Origin of the sequence: Sciscionella marina DSM 45152 (assembly GCF_000379465.1) — a bacterium.
Taxonomy (GTDB): domain Bacteria; phylum Actinomycetota; class Actinomycetes; order Mycobacteriales; family Pseudonocardiaceae; genus Sciscionella; species Sciscionella marina.
Window position 1 is genome coordinate 192,520 of record NZ_KB905380.1, and the last position, 18,151, is coordinate 210,670.

Sequence of the window (18,151 nt, forward strand, 5' to 3'; positions counted from 1 at the left end):
GCGCTCGACCGGTGCGCCGGTTGTCGGTGACTGCCTCTACTATGCGCGCGTGACCGCCTACGACGACTGCGATCCGTTCGAGCACCTCGACACCACCGCCCTGCCGCCGCGCCAGCACCGGATCCTGCTGACGATCCGGGACTGGGTGCAGCGCTACGGTTATCCGCCGAGCACCCGCCAGATCGGCGATGCGGTGGGGCTGCGGTCCTCCTCCTCGGTCTCCAAGCACCTGAACGCCTTGGAGGACAAGGGATTCCTGCGGCGCAGCGAGTCACTGGCCCGGCCGATCGATGTGCGCGATTTCCTGCGTGACCCCGCCGAACGGGACCGGTCCGAGAACGCCGTCCCGGTCCCCGTCGTGGGCGATATCGCCGCCGGTACCCCCATCACCGCCGAGGAATCCGTGGACGAGGTGCTCTCCCTGCCCCGCGGTCTCACCGGCCGGGGCACCGTTTTCGGGCTCCGGGTGCGCGGGGAATCGATGGTGGACGCGGCGATCTGCGATGGCGACATCGTGGTGGTGCGCAGGCAATCGGAGGCCCACTCCGGGCAGATCGTGGCCGCGATGATCGACGAGGAGGCGACCGTGAAGGTGTATCGCCGTCGAAACGGGCACGTGCTGCTCGAACCGCGCAATCCGGATTATCAGGTCATCGACGGCGACCGGGCCGTCGTACTCGGCATCGTGGTCTCCGTCCTGCGCAGCGTCTGACCTGCGGCCGTCCGTTCGGTTCCGTGCCTTCGCCACCCTGGCAAGGTTCTTTGGGAGAATCGCAAGAGTGTTGGCACAGTGGGGAGATGGACGAGGAGTTCGAAGCCGTGCTGAGCACCGTCGGCCCGCGGCTGCGCGCGTTGCGCCACCGCAGCGGGTCGACCCTGGCCGAGCTCTCGGCGAGCACCGGCATCCCGGTCAGCACGCTGTCCCGGCTGGAGTCCGGGAGCCGGAAACCGGGCCTGGAACTGCTGCTGCCGCTGGCCCGTGCGCATCAGGTGCCGCTCGACGAACTCGTCGGTGCCCCGGCCAGCGGTGATCCGCGCGTGTATCCGCGCCCGGTCAAGCACAAGAACATGACGGTCATCCCGCTGACCCGCAAACCCGGTGGGCTACAGGCGTTCAAACAGATCCTGCCCGCGGGCCCGGCGGATCGCGAACCCAATCCCCGCAGCCACGAAGGATACCACTGGCTGTACGTGCTCAACGGACGGCTGCGCCTGGTGCTGGGCGAGCAGGATCTCGTGCTCGCCGCCGGTGAGGTCGCCGAGTTCGACACCCATCTTCCGCACTGGTTCGGGAACGCCGACGCCCACGCGGTGGAGTTCCTGAGCATTCTCGGCCCGCAGGGCGAGCGCTTCCACGTCAGGGCGAGCTATCGGCCGGAGTGAGCACGGTGCGCTCGAACGGCCCGCCGTGCTCGGCGGCATACCCGATCGCCTCGTTGACCCGATCGAGGCCGAACCGCTCGACACGCTCCGCACCGAGATCGAGGGCGCCCGCCCGGATCAGCCGGATCAGGCCGGTATTGGCCGTGCGCGGGCCCATCCACTGTCCCCGTACGGTCATCGAGTTGCGCATGATCCATGGGTACGGCAGCGCGAGATCGGCACCACCGAGCATGCCGACCCCACCCATCAGCACCACCCGGCCGTAGTCCCGTACGGTCATCGCCGCGGCGCGAGTCGCCACGCTCGGCGCCTGCGGCGGCAGCAGGTCCAGCACCATGTCGATCGGTCCCCCGGCAGCCGCGGACATCGCGGCCCGGTCGGCCTCCTCGGCGCCACTGATTTCGACCGGCCGCACCCGCGCGCCGAAGCGGTCGGCCAGCAGGTCCAGCGCCGCCCGGTTCCGTCCGGGAGTGATCACCGTGCCCGCCCCCATCGCCAGCGCCACCGCGACCGCGCTGCTGCCGAAGTTGCCCGTTGCCCCGCTGACGAGCAGAGTCTCGCCCGCCTCGAGTCCACCGGCGAGCAGCCCGCCGTAGGGAACGGCGTGCACGGCGAGTGCCGACCAGCGTGCCGGATCGTCCGCGGCCGCGGGTAGCGGGTACACGTTCTCCGTTGGGATCCGCATCAGTTCGGCGAACGAGCCGTCGTGAAAGCACCTGGCGAGTCGCGCACCGCCCGCGCCGCGCGAACTCCAGCCCTGCAAAGTGATGTCCGGGGTCAGCGCGTCATCCCTGGACCGCACCAGCGGATCACACCACACCAGATCCCCGGCACGCACCTGCGTGGCGTCCGGGCCGACGCGCACGACCCTGCCCACCCCACCAAGGCCGGGCACCACCGGTGGCTCGAGCGGATAGTCCCGTTCGCCGCTGAACACCTCCCGCGTGTACGGCAGCACAAGGGCCGCGTGCACCTCGATCACCACCTCGCCGCCTGTTGCCTCGGGATCGGCTGCTTCCCGGACCTCGAGCGGTTCCCCGAACGCCGTCAATACCGCTGCTCGCATCGTGTGAGACCTCCTCGTTCCGGGATCGACGCTAGGCCGCGAGCACCCATGCGGGAAGCGAAGATCTCGCATCTCTGATATGCGTAGTCAGCATGGATCTGTCCAGCCAGAATCTGCGGGTACTGTGTCAGGTCGCCGAATCGGGCAGCTTCACCGCCGCGGCCGCGCACCTCGGCTACACCCAGTCGGCGATCTCCCGCCAGGCCGTCGCCCTCGAGCGGAACGCCGGTGCCGCCCTGTTCGAACGACGCTCCGACGGGGTGCGGCTCACCCCTGCCGGACTGACCCTGCTGCGGCACGCCCGCACGATCCTCGGCTCCGTCGCGGCCGCGGAGAGCGAGCTGAACGGTGCGAATGCCCGCACCGAACGCGTGCGGTTGGGGACCTTCCTGAGCGCGGGTGCGATGCTGCTGCCCGCCGTCCTCACCCGGCTCGCCACGACCGATCCCCGGATCACGGTGACCACCCGCGAGGGGACGACGCCCGGTCTCGCGCGGGCACTGCGCGCGGGTTCGCTCGACCTCGCCGTGCTCAGTTCCCGCCCGCCACACCGTGCGCCGGACGGTGACTCGCCCCGCCTGCACACCGAGATCATCGAGGACACCGAACTGCTCGTGGCCGCAGCGGCCACCGGCAGCTTCGCCGGGCGCTGCTCGGTACACCTCGACGAGCTCATCGAGGCCGACTGGATCGCCACCCCGTCCTCGAGCGCCGAACCACTGCTCGGTGTCTGGCCCGGGCTGCCCGGACGGCCACGCATCACGCACAGCGCACGGGACTGGCTGACCAAACTGCACCTCGTCGCCGCCGGGCTCGGCCTCACCACGGTGCCCTTGCGGATGGCAGCCGCACTGCCGCCCGGGGTGATCCTGCTGCGCGTCGAGGGCGCACCCCGCGAGATCCGCCGCGTGCTGCTGGCCCGGCCTCCCGGTCGTCCCTCGGCCGCGATCACGGCCGTCACCAGAGCGATCGCGCCCAGGTTCGGTTGATCGTGGCCAGCCAGGCCGGTCCGCCCGCCTCGTCGTGGAACCTCGTGTGGATCCGGGCGGATTCGACCGTGCCGAGTTCCCACCCGCTGCCCGGCCCGAACGCGGCCCGCAGTTCCTCCTGGGTGACCGGGTGCGGGCCGGTGCCGGGGCCCTCATCGCTGAAGCACAGCACGTACAGGGTCCCGCCGTGTTCGGTCACGGTGGCCAGACTGGCCAGGTACGCGGTTCGTTCCGCGGCATCGCAGGTGTGGAACAGTCCGCAGTCGAGCACGCTCGCGAAGCTGCGTTCGAGGCGGTGGAGCGCGAAGGCGTCGGCCACGGTGAACTCGGCCGCGAGCTCGCGCTTCTCGGTCTTCTCCCGGGCCATGGCGACGGCGGTCGCGGCGACGTCGACACCGAGCACCGGAAGCCCGAGCGCGGCGAGGTACAGGGCGTTCTCTCCGGTCCCGCACCCGGCGTCGAGCACGGGGCCGGTGAATCCGCCGGCATCGGCGAGCCGTGCGATCGCGGGCTGCGGGCGGTCGATGTCCCAGGGTGCGGGGCCGTCGTGGTACGAGGCGTCCCAGGGCTGGCCCGCCATCCGCTCGTGGCTGCTCGGCCGCCTGCCGTCATAGGGATCCATCGCCGCCTCCGCAGCCGCGCCGGTCCTACTCCCCAGTGCTTTCGGCGAGCACGGCCAGCCGGTCGATCGAGGCGCGCAGGCGATCGGCGGTGGTGGCGCGGGCCCGTTGCAACCGCATTGTCTCGCTGTCGGCCAACCGGTTCCAGTCGTAGGTGTGCGTGACCCGGGTGTGTGTCTCCCCGACCGGTTCGAGTTCCCAGCGCCAGAGGTGCCCCGGCGGTTCCTGTTCCGGTTCGGCGGGAATCCAGGCGATCCGCCTGCCCTCCGCGAACTCCACCACGCGGTTCTCCCGCACGGCTCCGTTCGTCAGGGTCATGCGGAAGGTCTCCCCCGTGCCGCGCACCCGCTGTCCCGTGACGGCCTCGGCAAGATTCTCGTTGCCGTCCCAGCTCGGATGCTTCGCCGGATCGGCGATCAGTTCGAAAACGTGCTCGGTTCCGGCGGCGATGTCCCGGCTCGCGCGCACCACGCGCTCCGTCTGTTCGGTCACCCGATCATGCAACCACATATCGCGATCTGCTAGGCACATCCCATAACGACGAGACGGTGAAGGATGCTGACATGCCCGCAGTGAGCCAGGAAGATTTCCAGCCGATCCAGGAGCTGGTGCACGAGTTCATCCGCGACCGGGTGGTGCCGCGCGAGCAGGAGATCGCCGATGCCGACGCGATACCGGAGGAACTGCGCAGGCAGGCCGCCGAGATGGGGCTGTTCGGGTACGCCATCCCGCAGGAATGGGGTGGGCTGGGCCTGGACCTCACCCAGGACGTGGAGCTGGCCATGGAGCTCGGCTACACGACGCTGGCGCTGCGGTCGATGTTCGGCACCAACAACGGCATCGCCGGTCAGGTGCTGGTCGGTTTCGGCACGGATGAGCAGAAATCCGAGTGGCTGGAGCGGATCGCCTCGGGCGCTGTGGTCGCGTCCTTCGCGCTCACCGAGCCGGGCGCCGGGTCCAATCCGGCCGGGCTGCGCACCACAGCGGTGCTCGACGGCGGCGACTGGGTGATCGACGGCCAGAAGCGGTTCATCACCAACGCGCCGATCGCCGACCTGTTCATCGTGTTCGCCCGCACCCGCCCGGCCGACGAGTCCGGAACCGGGATCGCGGTGTTCCTGGTGCCCGCGGACACGCCGGGGGTCGAGGTCGCCGCCAAGGACCGGAAGATGGGCCAGGAGGGCGCGTGGACCGCGGACGTGACCTTCACCGGGGTCCGGATCCCCGCGGCGAGCCTGATCGGCGGCGATGAAGAGGCCGGTTACCGGGCGGCGATGACCTCACTGGCCCGCGGCCGGGTGCACATCGCCGCCCTCGCGGTCGGCACCGCGCAGCGGGCCCTCGACGAGTCGGTGGCCTATGCCGCCTCGGCCACCCAGGGCGGTACCCCCATCGGGGATTTCCAGCTGGTGCAGGCGATGCTCGCGGATCAGCAGACCGGGGTGCTCGCCGGCCGCGCCCTGGTCCGTGAGACCGCACGGAACTACGTCAGCGGCGCGGACCGGCGGATCGGTCCTTCGTCGGCGAAGCTGTACTGCACCGAGATGGTCGGCAACGTCGCCGACCTCGCGGTACAGGTGCACGGCGGAACCGGTTACATGCGGGATGTCCCGGTGGAGCGCATCTACCGCGATGTGCGCCTGCTTCGCCTGTACGAAGGCACGAGCGAGATCCAGCGCCTGATCATCGGCGGCGGGCTGGTCCGTCGGGCCAGGCGCTGATTCGCTCAGAGTGCGTCTGATGGCTCTCGTCCGTCGCGAGCGGGACCGTGCCGCTGCGCGGCACCCACACCCGAGACAGCGGCGGACGATCGAGCCGCAGCGGGTTTCTGCGGTGACTGAGGACAACGCGTACCGGGTCCGCCGAAACCGCAGGCCGGGACAGCGCCCCGCTGGCGTACGAAGCCACTTCGCCGACCTTCCCGCGAAGGTACTTCGCCGATGTCGCAGCCCAGCAGGGCATGGAGTTGTCAGATGTACGCTCACCGGTGCGGGTAGAAGCCCCCGCCGGTCTTCACACCGAGCTTGCCCGCATCCACGTAGCGGTGCAGCAGTTCCCGCGGTCCTTCCGGCAGGTCCGGGTTCTCCCGCGCGTAGTGCTCCTCGATGTCCAGGACCACGTCCAGGCCGACCTGATCCATCATCTGGAACGGCCCCGCGGGCAGGTGCCAGTTGAGCCGGAACATCGCGTCGACGTCCTCGGGGCGCGCCACGCCTTCGGCGACCACGGCGAGCGACTCCCGCTTGATGGCCGCCCAGACGCGGTTGAAGATGAACCCGACACTTTCCTTGCGGGCCTCGAATGGATGGATGTCGAACTCCGGCAGTACCGCGAGCAGGGTGTCGAGCAGCGTGCGTTCGGTCTCGCTGTCCGACATCAGGTCCACGGCCTTCGCCTCCGGCGGCATGTAGAAGTGCATATTGCACAACCGCTTCGGGTCCCGGACACCTTCGGTCATGAGCCGCGAGGGATAGGAGGAGGAGTTGGTGGTGAAGATCGTGTCCGCGGGCGCGGCGGTGTCGATCTCGCCCCACAGCGGGATTTTCACGTCGAGCCGCTCCGGAACCGCCTCCACGACGAGCCACGCCTGCGCCACGGCCTCGGCGACCGATTCCGCCACGACCGCCGTGCCCGGCGTACCGGAACCGCGTGCGGCGATCAGCCCCGGCAGTTCCCCGGCCACGAATTCGGTGGCCGCCCTGGCCTGCTCGGCGCTCGGGTCGTAGACGCGGACCGTGCCACCGCGGGAGGCGAACATCAGCGCGATCCGGCGGCCGAGTGTCCCGGCACCGAACACCGCGACCGGGCGGTCCTGGATGTCGGCGAACGTGAAGGTGTACGGCATGGTGTTCACGCTCCGATCCCGGCGAGCCCGGTGAAATGGTCCTGCAGCTGTACGAGCACGCGAACCTCGCCGCCACCGGCTTCCGGCAGCGGGACCACGCTGATCCGCCCGCCCAGATCGGAGACATAAGCACGGTCGCTGTCCACGGCGAGACCGATCGCCTCGGTGAACCCGCCGGCGAGGATCACCGGTCCGGCGCCCTTCTCCCCCGCAGCCGGGATCGGCGCGCGGTTGAGCGTGTTGCCCCCGGGTTCCGCCCCGCGATCGGTCCAGTACAGCCAGCCGCCGCGCAGTTCGAGGTCGATCGGTTCCGGGAGACCGTCCCAGAGCACGTCGATATCGGAGCGAGTGGCCGCGGTCTCCTCTTCGGGAATCTCCAGGCCCGCGCGCAGGATCCGGCCCGCCCCGCCCTTGCTCGGCCCCTTCTGGGTCCAGTACAGGTATCCGGCCGCGCGGTCCACGGCCACCCCGACACATTCCTGCAGCCCGCTCGTATCGGGGTTGTTCACCACGAGGTCGGTCAGCCCGCTCCCGTCGGTACGCACCCGGCTGACCCGGAATCCCTCGCGGTCGCCCCAGTACAGGGTGCCCGCGCGATCCGAGGCGAGCTGTTTGCCGGTGGTGATCGTGCCCGGCGCGAGCACATCGCGCACCTCGGTGCCGTCCAGCCGCATCGCGTGCAGGCCACCGTCGCGCGCGGTGTAGTCCATGCCCGCCTCGCCCGGAATCCCGGGGTCGAGCACCGGTTTGCCCATCGTGGTCCAGTAGACGGTCCCGTTCTCGACCACCACGCCGTCCGGTGACCAGCCAGCGCGTTCCCGGATCGTCGCGACGTTCCCGGTCTCGGCGTCGATGCGATAGACGGCTCCGGTGCGCACACCGAGCACCACCAGTTCCGCGAACATGCTTACCTCCACTCCGGCCGGTGTGATCCCCGTGGGATCCACGGATTCGTGTAATAGCCGGGTGTCGCCGACATCCGGATCTGCTCGGTGACCCCGCGATAGCGGCCGAGCGCGCTGTCCGCGGTGAAGGTCTCCGGGTCCAGGTACTCGTGCCCCGGCGCGATCCCCGCGACGCTCGCCGAGTACTCCTTGTCCAGCAGCCCGAGGCTCAGCAACCACAGCGCCACCCGGGTCAGGGACACTGTCACCCGGTACGAGCCGCCGTATTCCGCGCGCAGCATGAGTGCGCGCAGGATGCCCAGCTGCAGGAACCAGGAGGTGATGTAGTCGTTCACCACGGGGACCGCCGGAAGGGAAGGCACTCCGTTCTCCCCTTCGAGCAGCATCACCCCGGCCAGGCAGCCCGCGGTCTGGTCGAAACCGACCCGGCCCGCCCACGGCCCGGTGTCCCCGTTCAGGGTCACCTCGGCGTGCACGATCCCGGGCCGGATCGCGGCCGCGGAACCCGCGTCCAGTCCGTGCCGGGCCAGATAACCGGGTCGTCGATTCGCGTAGAAGACGTCCGCTCCGGCGAGCAGTCCGCGCATCGTCTCCTGATCGGCCGCCCGTTTCAGGTCCAGCTTCGTGGACCGCACGCCGACATTGGATGTGCCGTACAGCAGCGGGAGTTCGTACTCGTCCGGATCCCAGACGTTGAGCACGTCGGCCCCGTGCAGCGCCAGGGCCCGCCCGCATCCGGCCCCGGCGATGATGTGCGCGCGGCCGAGTGCCCGGATGCCCTCCAGCGGCGCGGCGGCATCTCCGGTGAACGGTTCCGGTTCGCTGTCCCCGATCTTTTCCACCTGGACCGGGGGCAGCTGCGCCAGCACCGAACGGTACTGCTCGGTGGCCATCAGCTCCTCGGTCGTGCGCAGCACCGGCATGATCACGCCCGCCCGCTCGGCGGCGTCCTCCAGTTCGAAGGAGTTCCACCCCGCGATCGCCCGGCGCACGGACTCTTCCCGTTCCGGAACACCGAGCAGCGCCGAGGCATCGTTGCGCAGTTTCGGGTACGGGCCGATCGGGTGCACCCAGCGGCCGTCCGCGGTCTCGTAGAAACGGTCCGCGTTGAAAGCCGGATCGACCCGTGCGGGATCACCGAGCGGATAACCGTCCAGCAGTTCCCATTTTTTGTCGTAGAAGGGGCACAGCCGGTGCGGGGCGACCCGCAGATCCATCGCGATGTCCTGGCCGCGCCCGCCGCGCATCCGCCAGATCTTCGCGATCGCCACCGATTTCGCGGCCAGCGCGAGCGAGGTGGCACCGGCCAGGCGCAGCGCACCGGGCAGCACCGGATCGGCACCGGTGAACGCGACGCTGCCACCGCAGTCGGCTTCGGTCAGGCCCACCGCGGCGAGCAGTCCGCCGAGCGGCGCGTGCAGGTCGTACTCATCACTGGTCGCGGGCTTGGCCAGCGCGGTCTCGAGTTCCCCGGTCAGGCTCATTTCCGCGCCCCCTCCGAGCCGAGCGCGCCCAGGATCGCCCGCGTCTTGCGGTCGCGCTGCTCGGCGTGTTCGCGGTAGTTCTCCGCCCCGCTGCCGTACACGCGCTCGACGTCCTCGAACACGTCCTCCAGGTGTTCCCGGTCCGGATGCCCGATCTCGAAGGTCATCTGCGAGCCGACGTGCCCGACCAGGTGCCGCATTCCGTCCGGGCCACCGCCGAGATGCATGCTCTCGAACGGCCCGATGGTGGCCCAGCGCAGCCCGAGCGAGGCCTTGACCAGTTCGTCCAGGTCCTCCGGGGCGATCACGCCCTGCTGCACCAGGTACATCGCCTGGTCGTTGAACACTTTCTGCAACCGGTTGCCGACGAACCCGGGGATCTCCTTGCGGAGCCTGATGGGCAGCTTTCCGAGCCCGCGATAGACCTCCACCGCGCGGTCCACGGTCTCCGGTGCGGTCTCCGTGCCGGGCACCACCTCGACGAGCGGCATCAGCTGGGGCGGGTTGAACGGGTGCCCGATCACGATGCGCCCGGCCGCCGCGTTGCCTTCGGCGATCACCGAGGGCAGCAGCGAGGAGGAGGACGAGGCCAGTACGACGTCCTCCCGGGTGTTCGCCGCGAGCGTGGCGAACAGTTCGTGTTTGAGCTCGATCCGCTCCGGGCCGGACTCCTGCACGAAGTCCGCCCCGTCCGCGGCCGTCGCCGGATCGGCGACCGCGGACGCAGGCAGCCCGGCCAGCTGTCCGGTCACGAGCTCGGTCAGATCCGGGCGCGGATCGCTGACCCGGACCTCCCAGCCCGCCTCGGCGAACAACCGGGCCCACGACATTCCGATGACGCCCGCTCCCACGATCGCGACGACCGGCATCACGCACTCCCTTTCTCTTCGACTCCCCGTTATCCGTGTTCTTCTGGCGCTGTTCTTCTGGCGCTGTCACACGGCGTTGTCCAGCAGTGCACTCGGCGCCGACAGTGCCGTTTCCGCGCCGACCGCGCGGCGGCGTGCGGCGGTCAGCCCGCCGAAGCTCTCGGTGATCGCGATCAGCCGGGCGGCGTGGTGCGCGACCTCGGCCTCGTAGGTCATCCCGATTCCGCCGTGCAGCTGGACGATCTCCTCGGCCGCCTCGGTCGCCGCCTCGCCGACGAACACGAACGCGTCGTCCGCCGCCGTACCGAGGTCCACCTCCGCGCCGTTGTCGTAGGCCTCGACCGTCGCGGTCGCCCACAGGGCCATCGAGCGGGCGAGTTCGACCCGCGCGTACAGGTCCGCCGCACGGTGCACGAGCGCCTGGAAGGTGGACAGCGGAACCCCGAACTGCTTGCGGTTCTTGAGGTATTCCACGGTTTTCCCGAGCCCGGTCTCCATCAGGCCGACCGCCTCGCCGAGAACGGCGACCCGCGCCCTGGCGAACACGGTGCCCAGGATGTCCGTGGTATCCGTCCCGGCCGTGCCGAGCAGTGTCGCCGGGGTCCCGGAGAACTCGAGCTGCGCGGCGTGGCTCCAGTCCGCGCCACGCCCCTCGGTGCGCTGCACCCCCGGCGCGTCCGCGGCCACCAGATAGACCCGGGTGGTGTTCCCGTCGAGTGCCGTGACGAGGAAGCTCCCCGCCTGATCGGCCTGCCGTACCGGGGACTTCACACCGGAAAGCGCCACCGATCCGTCCGCGGCGGCCGCGGCCGTGACCGTCGGCGCTGCGCCCCACGACCTGCCGGGCTCGGCGTGCGCGAAGGCGATCGTCGTGCTGCCCTCGGCAAGCGCGGGCAGCAGTTTCTTGGCCTGTTCCTCGGTGCCGAGCGCGGCGATCAGCCAGGAGGGCAGCACCACACCATCCAGCAGTGGTTCGGCCGCCGCGTGCTTGCCGAGTGCTTCGAGGGTCGCGTAGAGCTCGACCGATCCGGCGCCGACTCCACCGTGATCACCGGATACCGCGAGCCCCATCAGCCCCAGTTCGGCGAGGGTGTTCCACACCTCCGCGTTCCAGCCCAGCTCCGAGTCGGTCGCTTCGGCGCGCCCGCCTGCCTGGTAACCGCGGCCGACCGCCGCGTCCACGGTCTCGAAAAGCAGCCGCTGGTCTTCGTTGAATTCGAGGTTCATGATCCGCGCCCTTCTACAGTCCGAGGATGGTCTTGGCGATGACGCCGCGCTGTATTTCGTTGGAACCGCCGAAGATCGACAGCTTGCGGTGGTTCAGGTACTGCGCGGCCGCCACGCTCGCCGCCTCCTCGGCCTGCAAGGCGTGCTCGGTCGGCACCAGCATCCCGTCAGCACCGGCCGCGCGCATCCGCAGCTTCGTGAGCTCCTGCAATGCCCGGGTACCTTCCATCTTCAGCAGCGAGGAGACCGGGCTCGCGGCGCCGTTCTCCGAGGCCCCCGTCACGCGCATCTGGGTGGCCTCGAGCGCGAGCAGGGTGGTCTTGGCGCGGTGCATCGCAGCGCGGAACTGCGGGTCTTCGGCCAGGGTCGCGGTCTCGGTCGGCGAGTCCACGGCGAACGCGGCCAGATCGGCGAAGATCCGCTGCGCGGTGCCGACCTGGGCGATGCCGTTGCGCTCGTTGCCGAGCAGGAACTTCGCGTAACTCCAGCCCTTGTTCTCCTCGCCGACCAGGTTCTCCGCCGGTACGCGCACATTGTCGAAGAAGAACTCGTTGACCTCGGCGCTGCCGTCGATCAGTTTGATGGGCCGCCGTTCGATACCCGGCGAGGTCATGTCCATCAGCAGGAACGAGAGGCCCTGCTGTTTGCGTGGCGCGTCCGGATCGGTGCGGGCCAGCACGAACATCCATTCACCGTGCTGCCCGAGAGTGGTCCAGGTCTTCTGGCCGTTGAGGATGTAGACATCGCCCTCGCGCCGCGCCGTGGTGCGCAGCGAGGCGAGATCGGATCCGGCTTCGGGTTCGGAGAAGCCCTGCGACCACCAGATGTCCAGGTTCGCCGTGGCGGGAAGGAACTGGCGCTTCTGTTCCGCGCTGCCGAATTCGGCGATGATCGGACCGACCATGCTGACGTTGAAAGCCAGCGGCTGCGGTACGGCATTGCGCTGCAGTTCCGAGGCGTAGATGTGGGATTGCGTCGGCGTCCAGCCCTTGCCGCCCCATTCGGTCGGCCAGTGCGGCACGGCAAGCCCGTGCGCGTTCAGGGTCCGCTGCGTGGTGACGATGTCCTCGCGGGTGGTCTCGTTCAGCGCGCTGCGCCTGCGGATGTCCTCGGGGATCTCGCCGAGGAACACCTCCCGTAGACCGTCCCGGAATTTCCTGTCCTCGCCGGACAACTCCAGATCCATGGCTCGCCTTCCTTTCTGCAACATTTCGCTTTCCGCGACACTTCGCTGGTCCGCGCTCCGCGACGATCTTGCTCTACCTCCGACCTTAGGTACCACTCGGTAACCAGGGAATGACCGAGTACATCAGGGCGGTATGTCCACAGTGATAACACCGCCGAGTACGCTGCGCAGCGTGGAGATGCACCACCTGCGGTACTTCCTTGCGGTCGCCCGGGAGCTGAATTTCACCCGTGCGGCGCGCTCGCTGAACATGTCGGTGCCCCCGTTGAGCCAACGCATCCGGGCACTGGAACGCGAGCTGGGTGAACCGCTGTTCGACCGCTCCACCCATCACACCCGGCTGTCCTCGGCCGGTGAGGCGCTGCTGCCACTCGCCGAGTCCGTCGTCGTCCAGTTCGACGCGATCCCCGCCCAGATCAGTGCCCGCGACCGGCGCACCGATGTCCGGCTGGCGATCCCGGACCTGCTCAATCCCGCGCACCGGCGCAGGCTCGGCGAGTCGATCCGCGCGTTCGAGGATTCGCACCGGTTCACGCTGCGCCAGATGCCCTCGCTGGACATGGAATCCGCCCTGCTGAGCAATTCCCTCGATCTGGCGATATCGCACCTGGGCACCAGCGACAACCGGCTCGCCACGATCGTGTTGTACCGGGAACCGCTCGGCGTGGTCGTGGACGCGACCCGGTTTCCCGGCCGCACCGCGCTCACCCTCGCCGATCTGCGGGGTTTCTCCTACATCCAGGGTCCGCGGCACTGGGATCTCGGGGCGCGCCGCGCCGAGCAGTTCGCCGAGCTGGGCATCCTCGTCGACCAGGGCACCCAGTACTCCGATCCGAGCGGGCTGCTGGTGTTCCTGCGCAGCACCAAGGGTTTCGGGCTCGTGCCACTCGAATCCGCGGCCGCGTTCGGCCTGCACTCGGGTGAGTTCGCGATCCTCCCGATCCAGGACCTCGACGCGCGGATCACCACCTACCTGATCCGGCGCGCCACCGACGACCGCTTCGACGAGGTGGTCGGCGTGCTGCGGCAGGCCCGGGAGCCCGAGTGAGCGAACGGCTCAGCACGTGGTAGATCATCGCCCTGCTCACCGAGCCGAGTACCAGTCCGGAGCATGCGCCCGGCCCGAGCACTCCGGCAGCTGCCGCCGGATCCCGTTGTGCGCGACCACCTGCTCGACGCGGACATCCGGGTACTTCTCCTGCCGGCGGGCGAGCCGGGTGGCCAGGAATCTGCGGCGTTCGGTGATCATGTTCCCGGTCCCGGTACCGACGGGACAGGCGCCGTGCTCGGCGACGGCGACGCGGTCAGCAGGCCCGCATATCGTCCGCCGCACCGTCCCGGCGGGAGGCGGTACCGATACCGAGGTCGTCGGCCAGCGCCGTGCGCGCATGGGCCACCCGGCCCCGCAACACCTCCGCCGAGCAACCGCAGGCCAGCGCCGCCTCGGTCACCGAGAGACCGGCCACCGCGGTCAGCAGCAGCGCCTCCCGGGGTTCCACGGCCAGCCGGTCCACCGCTTCGGCGAGCGCCCCGCGCAGCAGCGTGGCGGGATGCCGCCCGGTTTCCGCGGCACGGTGCCCGGAACCGCGGCGGGCGCGTTCCTCGGCGCAGACCTGCCTGGCAATTCCGGCCAGCCAGGACAGTGCGGCATCCGCTCCCGCCGACCCCGAACGAATGGCCAGGTAGTAGGCGCGCGCGGCCAGTTCCTCCGCCGAATCTGCATCCACCAGCGCCGCGCACACCCGCCACAACCGCGGCCCGGTGCGCTCGAGCAGCCGCCGGACCTCGGCGGTCCCCTCGGTCACTGCTCGCCCTCCGATCCGCCGGGCTCGTCGAGTGCACCGTGTTCGCGCAGGCTGTGCATGATGCGCTCGGTGAGCCCCTCCGGATCGGGTGGTCCCGCCTTCAGGGTGTCGAGCAGCTCGTCGATGGTGTCCGCGGGCTGGGCGGCCGGACGGTTGCGTGGGCAGGCCGGATTCCCGCACGCGCGCGATCCGCAGGCCGGTGGCTGCGGCTCGGTCGCGGGCACCACCGGAAGGAGCGAGACCTCACCGATCCAACAACACCGCATACGGGACTGGTCGGCTGCGAGGCGCCCACAGTTCCTACAAGTGACGTGGGTCACTCGTAGATTTCGGCCAGTCGATCGATCAAGGCATGCCATCCGCCCCGGTCCAGCACCGGGAGCCGGTCGAGCATCGCCCGATCGCGGAACGCGGACCAGTCGTAGGTGAGCGTCACCCTGGTGGAACCGGCATCGAGCGGGGCGAGACGCCAGGTCCACGTGTGCCCCGCGGGCGGGTGCCCGGGTGTCGCGGGAGCCCAGCCGATGGCGCGATCCGGTTCGAAGGTCACCCCATGGTTCTCCACCCGGTGCGCGCCCGTGACCGGGTTGTCCATGTCCATCACGAAGCCCTCACCCACCGCGGTCACCCTGCCGTCCCGCACGCTGCCCCGGACCATGCCGCTCGTATCGATGCGCCGGTGTTCCGCGGGCCTGGCCAGGAACGCGAAGATCCGGTGCGCACTGGCCGCCACGGCCCGGGTGGCCTCGAGGCTGCCCTCAGGCATGCTCCGGACCCGCCACGAACACGCAGAACGGGTGCCCCTCGGGATCCGCGTGGACGTACAGCGGTTCGACCGGATCATCCGTTCGGTCGTAGAGCAGCCGCGCGCCGAGTCGCACGGCGCGCAGGTGCTGGCGTTCCAGGTCGGTCTTGGTGGGGACGGTGAGGTCGAGGTGCACCTGCTGTGGCACCGGTCCGTGCGGCCAGGTCGGCTCGGGCAGCTCGGCGACCTGCTGGAAGGCCAGGCGGAACCCGGTGACGGAATCCCGCAGCACCAGCCAGTCCGCGCCGTGCTGATCGGGTTCCCCCGCCGCCGGTGGTTCATCGCCCTGGCGATAGCGCAGCCCGAGGAACTTCCGGTAGAACTCGGCGAGCGCGCGTGCGTCGGTGGTGTCCAGCACGGTCTGCCGGATCACCGGCAGCACTTCACTCATTCACCTATTCTGCCCGGTTCGTCAACGAATGGCCGGGTCCGCTCAGTCCTGGGCTACCCAGAAAACCTCCGCTCCGCTGCGCCGGTGGGCCGCGAGCAGCCGGGCATGCCGCTCGGTCCACACCTCCCCCGGCCGCGTGAGCGGCACCCCGGGCGGATACGGAAGCAGGAATCCGTTCAGCACGCTGCCGATCCTCGGCTCCGCCCCGGACTCCCGAGGGCCGTCCGGGCTCCCATTGTCCGGCCGGTCTCCCGGCCAGCTCTCCAGGCCATGCAGCAGGGCTCGCACATCCTCGGCCCGGACACCGATGTGGAAGTGCGCGACCAGGGTGTCCGGTCCGGTACGGGGCAGGTAGACGTCGTGCTCGGCGTAGAGATACCGCTGCAGCGATCCGGCCGCGCCACACCCGGTACGCAGCCGGACATGCAGCGGATCGGTTACCGTGCACGGGTTCTCCGCCGAACCGCGGTCGTCGGGGAACCCGCTGTCCCCCAGTGCGCGGGTGAACTCGGCGCTCAGTTCGAGCGCGTGCGCAAGCGCCTGTGCGCCGTGGGCCTGCGCGTGTTCCCGCGCGGTGTCCAGTGAACCGAGAATGGGCCAGGACGGCGACGTGGTGTGCTGCCGGTAGATCGCCTGCCGCAGCGCGGATTCGAGGCCCATGCGCCGGTCCTGTCCCGCCACCAGGTGCAGATAACCGGCCTGGCGCAGGGCGAGCATGGTCTTGTGCGCGGACTGGGTGACCAGCAGGGCCGGGCACGGTTGCCCGCGGTCCCGCAGCCGCCGCGCCACCGGGAGGGCCGAGTGTTCGGCCAGCTCCGGGGAGAAGGTGTGGATCGCGCTCCACGCCTCGTCGATGAGCAGCACGGTTTCCGGTGCCACCGCGGCGATCCCGGTCAGCACCTCGGTGAGGCGCAGCCGGATCCCCTCGTAGGTCGCCGCGTTGAGGGCGATGGCACCGTACCGGCCGTCCGCGAGCATTCGCTGCACGGCGGGCAGATCGGGCTCACCCCGTGCGGTGATCGGCAGCGGCGCGACCTCGGCGGGGGACGCGTTCGTCCCGAAGTGCACCGACTGGTGCGATCGCGGATCGAGCAGGATCCCGGTTCCCAGACGGCCGAGTACCTCGGTCGCGATGCGGTTCGCGATGGTCGTCCCGCAACTGAGAAAGAAGGTCCGGTCGGCACCGAACGCCTCGGCGGCGAGCTCCTGGGCCTCCGCGAGCACGCCGCGCGGGGCGAAGAAGGAATCCAGCGCGCTTCCCGAGAACGAGACATCGGGCAACCGTTCCTGTTCGAGCGCGCTCGCCGGGAGGGCGTGGAAATTGTGGCACCGACCGTGTTCGGCGATCGTTCGCAGCCGCCGCGCCAGCGGTGCCGCCGGTTCACCAGTCGACGGTGTGCGCATGGAACATATTGAAGCCGAGTACCGATTTGCCGATATAGTCCAGGCACTCGTCCGGTTTGGCGGGCATCACCGAGCAGAACACCGATTCGCGGAGCAGGCGCTCGAGTGGCTGGCTGCGGCGCAATCCGGTGGACCCGCAGATCCGGATGGCCCGGGTGGCGAGGGAGGGCACGAGTTCCCCGATCAGATACTTGGCCACGTGCACCGCGGTGTTCGCCTCGAGGCTGCCGCGCCGCTCGTCGATGAGCCCGGCCGCCGCGTAAACCTGAGCGCGGGCGGCGTGCAGGTCGACCACGAGTTCGGCGAGCTGAGACCGTACCACCGCGGAATCCCGGCGCTTTTCCTGCCCCGCCACGAAATCGGTGACGTACCGGACGACGGATTCACCGACGCCGAGGTAGGCGCCGAGGTATCCGGCCACCATCCAGTGCGGTTCCCGGACGAGTTTGAACAGCGAGGCACCCTCGACGCCGAGGAACAACCGGTCCGCGCCGACCGGCACCGCGTCGAGGGTCATCGAGGCGGTCTCGGTTCCGCGCAGCGCCGCGCCGTCCCAGATTCCGCCGAAGCGCACTCCGGGGTCGTCCTTGGAGACCACGAAATGCGAGATCTCGTCCTGCCCGCCCGCCGCGGAGACCGCGGCGACCACGTAGTAATCGGCGATCCCGGCGAGCGAGACGAAGGATTTCTCGCCGCGCAGCACGAAACCACCGTCCTCGCGGGTGTAGGTGGTGCTCAGCCCGCGCAGTTTGGCGCCGCTGCCGGGCTCGGAGGTCGCCGAGGCGAACATCCGGTTCCGGTGCACGACCTCCGCGAAGGCCCAGTCGCAGAACCGTTCGGCCGCGGGCGGAAGCGAGATCCCGGAGGACTCGCAGAGCGATCCGATCGCGACGTTGTGCATGTTGAAACCCAGCGCCCCGGAACCGGATCCGGTGGCCAGGGTTTCCAGTACCTTCGTGTAGTCCGAAAAGGACAGTTCGAATCCGCCCGCGTCCCGGGGCAGGAGCGCCCGGAGCAGCCCGGATTCCCGGATCGCCCGGTATCCGGGCCGCGCGTCCTCCCCACTGTCCACTCCGGACGCACCGGTGGCGAGCTGTTCGGCGGCCGCCGCGGCGCGGTGCACCGCATCGGCCCTCGCCGAGATCGTTTCCTGGGTCACGGTCCCTCCAGTT

21 protein-coding genes are annotated in these 18,151 nt (G+C 69.8%); 5 read left to right on the forward strand and 16 right to left on the reverse strand.

Going from position 1 to position 18,151, the window contains the following annotated elements; translation table 11 throughout:
- Window positions 1-49 precede the first annotated feature (49 nt).
- Both lexA and A37U_RS0100880 read left to right on the forward strand, forming a co-directional pair.
- Window positions 50-712, forward strand: coding sequence for a transcriptional repressor LexA (lexA, locus tag A37U_RS0100875; RefSeq protein ID WP_020494709.1), 663 nt, complete (start codon window positions 50-52; stop codon window positions 710-712).
- 86 nt (window positions 713-798) lie between these two features.
- A complete protein-coding gene (locus A37U_RS0100880; protein ID WP_020494710.1) occupies window positions 799-1,383 on the forward strand; it encodes a helix-turn-helix domain-containing protein in 585 nt (194 codons plus the stop codon).
- Here A37U_RS0100880 and A37U_RS0100885 read toward each other — a convergent pair.
- Window positions 1,358-2,449 carry an alcohol dehydrogenase catalytic domain-containing protein gene (locus A37U_RS0100885; RefSeq protein ID WP_026196760.1) on the reverse strand — a complete coding sequence of 364 codons (1,092 nt, stop codon included), beginning with the start codon at window positions 2,447-2,449 and terminating at the stop codon, window positions 1,358-1,360. The two genes, A37U_RS0100880 and A37U_RS0100885, sit on opposite strands and share 26 nt — an antisense overlap.
- Before the next feature lie 92 nt (window positions 2,450-2,541).
- Here A37U_RS0100885 and A37U_RS0100890 point away from each other — a divergent pair, with 92 nt between their 5' ends.
- Window positions 2,542-3,438 carry a LysR family transcriptional regulator gene (locus A37U_RS0100890; RefSeq protein WP_020494712.1) on the forward strand — a complete coding sequence of 299 codons (897 nt, stop codon included), beginning with the start codon at window positions 2,542-2,544 and terminating at the stop codon, window positions 3,436-3,438.
- Here A37U_RS0100890 and A37U_RS0100895 read toward each other — a convergent pair.
- Together A37U_RS0100895 and A37U_RS0100900 are read right to left on the reverse strand one after the other, a co-directional pair.
- Complete coding sequence (locus A37U_RS0100895) at window positions 3,407-4,060, reverse strand: class I SAM-dependent methyltransferase (protein ID WP_020494713.1); 654 nt, start codon at window positions 4,058-4,060, stop codon at window positions 3,407-3,409. The two genes, A37U_RS0100890 and A37U_RS0100895, sit on opposite strands and share 32 nt — an antisense overlap.
- A 25-nt stretch (window positions 4,061-4,085) precedes the next feature.
- Complete coding sequence (locus A37U_RS0100900; RefSeq protein ID WP_240437465.1) at window positions 4,086-4,550, reverse strand: SRPBCC family protein; 465 nt, start codon at window positions 4,548-4,550, stop codon at window positions 4,086-4,088.
- 71 nt (window positions 4,551-4,621) lie between these two features.
- On the opposite strand from A37U_RS0100900, the gene A37U_RS0100905 reads away from it, so the two are divergent.
- A complete protein-coding gene (locus A37U_RS0100905) occupies window positions 4,622-5,779 on the forward strand; it encodes an acyl-CoA dehydrogenase family protein (protein ID WP_020494715.1) in 1,158 nt (385 codons plus the stop codon).
- 260 nt (window positions 5,780-6,039) lie between these two features.
- On the opposite strand, the gene A37U_RS0100910 is transcribed toward A37U_RS0100905, so the two are convergent.
- The 6 genes from A37U_RS0100910 to A37U_RS0100935 form a co-directional block, all read right to left on the reverse strand.
- The gene (locus A37U_RS0100910; protein ID WP_026196762.1) at window positions 6,040-6,903 is read right to left on the reverse strand and encodes a 3-hydroxyacyl-CoA dehydrogenase family protein; all 864 of its coding nucleotides are present in this window, start codon (window positions 6,901-6,903) and stop codon (window positions 6,040-6,042) included.
- A gap of 5 nt (window positions 6,904-6,908) precedes the next feature.
- Window positions 6,909-7,808 (reverse strand): SMP-30/gluconolactonase/LRE family protein, encoded by a 900-nt coding sequence (locus tag A37U_RS0100915; protein ID WP_020494717.1) that lies wholly within the window; start codon window positions 7,806-7,808, stop codon window positions 6,909-6,911.
- 2 nt (window positions 7,809-7,810) lie between these two features.
- Window positions 7,811-9,292: a CoA transferase gene (locus A37U_RS0100920; RefSeq protein ID WP_020494718.1), complete on the reverse strand. Its 1,482-nt coding sequence runs from the start codon at window positions 9,290-9,292 to the stop codon at window positions 7,811-7,813.
- Complete coding sequence (locus A37U_RS0100925) at window positions 9,289-10,161, reverse strand: 3-hydroxyacyl-CoA dehydrogenase NAD-binding domain-containing protein (RefSeq protein WP_020494719.1); 873 nt, start codon at window positions 10,159-10,161, stop codon at window positions 9,289-9,291. The genes A37U_RS0100920 and A37U_RS0100925 overlap by 4 nt, the downstream gene beginning before the upstream one ends.
- A 66-nt stretch (window positions 10,162-10,227) precedes the next feature.
- Window positions 10,228-11,388, reverse strand: coding sequence for an acyl-CoA dehydrogenase family protein (locus A37U_RS0100930; protein ID WP_020494720.1), 1,161 nt, complete (start codon window positions 11,386-11,388; stop codon window positions 10,228-10,230).
- A gap of 13 nt (window positions 11,389-11,401) precedes the next feature.
- Window positions 11,402-12,574: an acyl-CoA dehydrogenase family protein gene (locus A37U_RS0100935; protein ID WP_020494721.1), complete on the reverse strand. Its 1,173-nt coding sequence runs from the start codon at window positions 12,572-12,574 to the stop codon at window positions 11,402-11,404.
- A 133-nt stretch (window positions 12,575-12,707) separates the two neighbouring features.
- Between A37U_RS0100935 and A37U_RS0100940 the strand changes: the two genes are divergently transcribed.
- Window positions 12,708-13,622 (forward strand): LysR family transcriptional regulator, encoded by a 915-nt coding sequence (locus A37U_RS0100940; protein ID WP_240437466.1) that lies wholly within the window; start codon window positions 12,708-12,710, stop codon window positions 13,620-13,622.
- A 36-nt stretch (window positions 13,623-13,658) separates the two neighbouring features.
- Here A37U_RS0100940 and A37U_RS51220 read toward each other — a convergent pair whose 3' ends face one another.
- The 7 genes from A37U_RS51220 to A37U_RS0100975 form a co-directional block, all read right to left on the reverse strand.
- Window positions 13,659-13,823, reverse strand: coding sequence for an adenine nucleotide alpha hydrolase family protein (locus A37U_RS51220; RefSeq protein WP_020494723.1), 165 nt, complete (start codon window positions 13,821-13,823; stop codon window positions 13,659-13,661).
- A 55-nt stretch (window positions 13,824-13,878) separates the two neighbouring features.
- Window positions 13,879-14,379, reverse strand: a complete 501-nt coding sequence (locus tag A37U_RS48005) for a sigma factor-like helix-turn-helix DNA-binding protein (protein WP_020494724.1) — start codon at window positions 14,377-14,379, stop codon at window positions 13,879-13,881.
- Entirely contained in the window at window positions 14,376-14,603 is a 228-nt protein-coding gene (locus A37U_RS0100955) for a hypothetical protein (protein ID WP_157182563.1), read from the reverse strand. The genes A37U_RS48005 and A37U_RS0100955 overlap by 4 nt, the downstream gene beginning before the upstream one ends.
- Before the next feature lie 92 nt (window positions 14,604-14,695).
- The gene (locus tag A37U_RS41840) at window positions 14,696-15,145 is read right to left on the reverse strand and encodes an SRPBCC family protein (RefSeq protein ID WP_020494726.1); all 450 of its coding nucleotides are present in this window, start codon (window positions 15,143-15,145) and stop codon (window positions 14,696-14,698) included.
- Complete coding sequence (locus A37U_RS0100965) at window positions 15,138-15,575, reverse strand: VOC family protein (protein ID WP_020494727.1); 438 nt, start codon at window positions 15,573-15,575, stop codon at window positions 15,138-15,140. Before A37U_RS0100965 ends, A37U_RS41840 begins: the two co-directional genes overlap by 8 nt.
- Window positions 15,576-15,617: 42 nt before the next feature.
- Window positions 15,618-16,979, reverse strand: a complete 1,362-nt coding sequence (locus A37U_RS41845) for an aminotransferase class I/II-fold pyridoxal phosphate-dependent enzyme (protein WP_020494728.1) — start codon at window positions 16,977-16,979, stop codon at window positions 15,618-15,620.
- On the reverse strand, window positions 16,957-18,138 hold the full coding sequence (locus tag A37U_RS0100975) for an acyl-CoA dehydrogenase family protein (RefSeq protein ID WP_020494729.1): 1,182 nt from the start codon (window positions 18,136-18,138) through the stop codon (window positions 16,957-16,959). Before A37U_RS0100975 ends, A37U_RS41845 begins: the two co-directional genes overlap by 23 nt.
- Between the last annotated feature and the right edge of the window lie 13 nt (window positions 18,139-18,151).